Origin of the sequence: Micromonospora sp. MH33, assembly GCF_003013775.1 — a bacterium.
GTDB classification, from domain to species: Bacteria; Actinomycetota; Actinomycetes; order Mycobacteriales; family Micromonosporaceae; genus Micromonospora; species Micromonospora fulviviridis.
This window is the reverse complement of sequence record NZ_MUYZ01000509.1, coordinates 1-2,753: the sequence shown is the minus strand read 5'-3', so window position 1 is coordinate 2,753 and position 2,753 is coordinate 1. Positions and strand designations below refer to the sequence as shown.

The 2,753-nt window shown below is 78.7% G+C and carries 2 protein-coding genes; both read right to left on the bottom strand.

The window, feature by feature from the left end; translation table 11 throughout:
• Positions 1-2,153: hypothetical protein (locus B0E53_RS35110; protein ID WP_107079792.1), on the bottom strand; the 2,153-nt coding region annotated here is incomplete at its 3' end.
• The coding region (locus B0E53_RS35105; protein ID WP_146167924.1) for a glycosyltransferase family 4 protein at positions 2,153-2,753 on the bottom strand (601 nt) is incomplete at its 5' end. The genes B0E53_RS35110 and B0E53_RS35105, both read right to left, overlap by 1 nt.

The following is a 2,753-nucleotide window of genomic DNA, read 5'->3' as shown; positions in this document are numbered from 1 at the left end:
CCGGTGGGGCCGCCGGGCGGGGCCGCCCCGCCCTCGTCGCCCGGACGGCCGCTGCCGGGCTGGGTGCGGTCGGTGGAGTGGTCGAGCACGCGCAGGGCCGCGAGGGCCGCCATCGGCACCACCAGGGCCCCCGCCGCCCCGGCCACGTCCAGGGCCGAGCCGCCCAGCACGCCACCGAGACCGGCGGCCACCCCGGTGCCGGCCATCGCCGCCCGGATCGCCGGGTAGATGCCGAACAGCCGCATCAGGCCGCCCCAGGGCTGGAGCAGGGCGAACCAGACCAGCGCGGCGCCGGCCAGGGCCAGCACGGTGAGCGGGCTGTTCACCAGGGTCTGGAAGTTGGCGGCGCTGGACCGGTGCACGGTGAGCCCGCCGGTGCCGTCGCCGACGGCGGCGAGGAACCGGCCCAGGCTGCCCCGCTCGGCCTCCGGCCGGCCCGCGTCGACCACGGCGAAGCCGATGGTGACCGCCAGCCCCGCCATGGTCGCCCAGGCCAGCCGGCTCACGGTCAGCCAGCCGCCGGAGCAGATGGCGGCGGCGACGCTCACCCCGGCGGTGAGCGCGATCGCGCCGATCGAGTCGGCGCCCAGGTAGGGGCTGCCCACGATCACCACGGCGGCCCCGCCGACCGCGACCATCACCATCGGGCGCCACGCCCGGCGGACCCGCTGGGCCAGCCAGCCACCGCAGAGCAGCGAACCGGCGATGAACACGCCCAGCCCGACGGTGCCCAGGCCGGCGTACCGGCCGCCCTCCAGGGCGGAGTAGCCGACCACGCCGTTGAGCTGCAACCGGGAACCGGTGAGCACGTCCACCCCGACCACCAGGGTGGCCAGCCCGGCCACCGCGCCGAGGGGCCCGAGGGTGCGCTCGTGGCCCGGGCTGAACCGGACCGCGGCGGTGCCGCCCACGATCAGCAGGGCGGTCACCGAGGCGAACCACCAGCCGGCGTGCTGCCCCCGCCACCAGGGCACGGCGTCGGCGAGCAGGGCGGCCGGCACGGCAAGGGCGGCGCCGATCAACAACAGCTCCACCACCGCCACCACCCGCCGGGACACCGGCTCCGGCCCGTGCGGGCCGGCGTGCCGGCGGGCCCGGCGCAGCAGCGGCAGCACCGTCACGGCGAGGGCCACCTGCGCGGCGGCGAACAGGGTGAAGAACCAGCCGGCGACCCGACGCTGGGCGGCGGCCTCCCGGTCCGCGTCGGCCGGCGCGCCGATCGCGGCCCGCAGGTCGTCGGGGCGCCCGTCGACCGACACGGCGGGCCGGCCGAGGAAGAGCCGCTCGGGCATCGGCCGGCCGAGGGCGGCCAGCGCGGTGGGGGCCAGGTCGACCAGTTGCAGGTAGCCCTCGCGGGCGGTGCTCGGCGAGGTCAGCCAGCCCCGCTCCCAGCCCGGGCCGTCCGCCACCGCGACGTGCAGCCGCGACGGCGTGTCGGTGTCCGACACCCCGGCGACCAGGACCAGCGAGCGCGGCGGCCGGGCGGCGAGCACCCGGGCGAGCTGGGCGTCCACCTGGCGGGCCTGGGCGGCCCGGCTGGCCGGGTCCTCGCCGTCGACGGTGCCCAGGTCGACGATGCTCAGCACGCAGGAGCCGAGCAGCTTCGCCGGGTCGGCGGGGAGCACCGGCGCGTACCGGTCGACCCGGCCGAACGGGCGGGCGGCGGCTGCCGCGGCACCCGGCCCGACCGCCACCGAGCAGCGCACCGACTCGGACAGCGCCCCCGGGGTGGCCCCCCAGGAGAGCCGGTCCTGGTTGTACGCGACGACGCCCTCCTGGTCCGGCAGGTTCGCGCCGATCCCGTCGGGCTGCTCGACCGTCACCCCGGTGGCCGGGCAGCCTCCGCCCGACCGGCTGCCGTTCCAGGCGGCGAAGTTGCCGGCGCCCAGCGTCAACCACCCGTCGACCGGGCAGGTGGGCCGGCGCGCGGAGCGTACCGAGAGGGAGCCGATCGAGCCCTGCTCGGCCATCCGCCACAGCGTGGGGGTGGCCTGCGGGTCGACGTCCTCCCAGCGCAGCCCGGCCGCCCCGGCCAGCACCACGAAGTCGGCGCTGCGCTCGGCGGCGCCGTTGTCGGGGCGGGCGGCCAGCGCCGTGATGCCGAGCACCACCACGGCCAGGGTCAGCAGCACCGGGGTCAGTCTGCGCAGCATCACCAGGTCCCCGTCGAGTGCTCGGGCGTCAGCTCGGCGTACAGGTCGAGCAGGGCGCCCGTGGTGTCCGCCTCGGTCGGCCAGGTCGCGGCCCGCGCGGCGCCCCGGCGGCCCAGGCCGGCCCGGCGGGTCTCGTCGTCCAGCAGGTCGCGTACCGCCGCGTCGACGGCGTCCACGTCACCGGCGGGGACCAGCACCGCGGCGTCGCCGACCAGCTCCGGCAGGCCGCCGACGGCGGTCGCCACCAGCGGTACGCCGGCCCGCAGCGCCTCCTGGGCGAAGAGCTGGCGGGCCTCCCAGTCGCTGGTCACCACGGCCAGGTCAGCGCCGGCCAGCAGGTCGGCCACGTCGGTGCGGTGCCCGAGCAGGGTCACCGGCGCCCGGGCGGCGGAGATCCGCGCGGCGAGCGGCAGGTACGCGGGCCCGCTGCCGGCGATCACCACCAGCGGCGCGGGCTGCCGGGCTCGCCACCGGGCGGCCGCGTCGACCAGGATGTCGTACCGCTTCTGCGGGTGCAGCCGGCCCACCGAGAGGATCAGCGGGCGGTCGGCGCCGACCCCGAACTCGGCACGGACGGCGGCCCGGCGGCGGCGCGGCGCG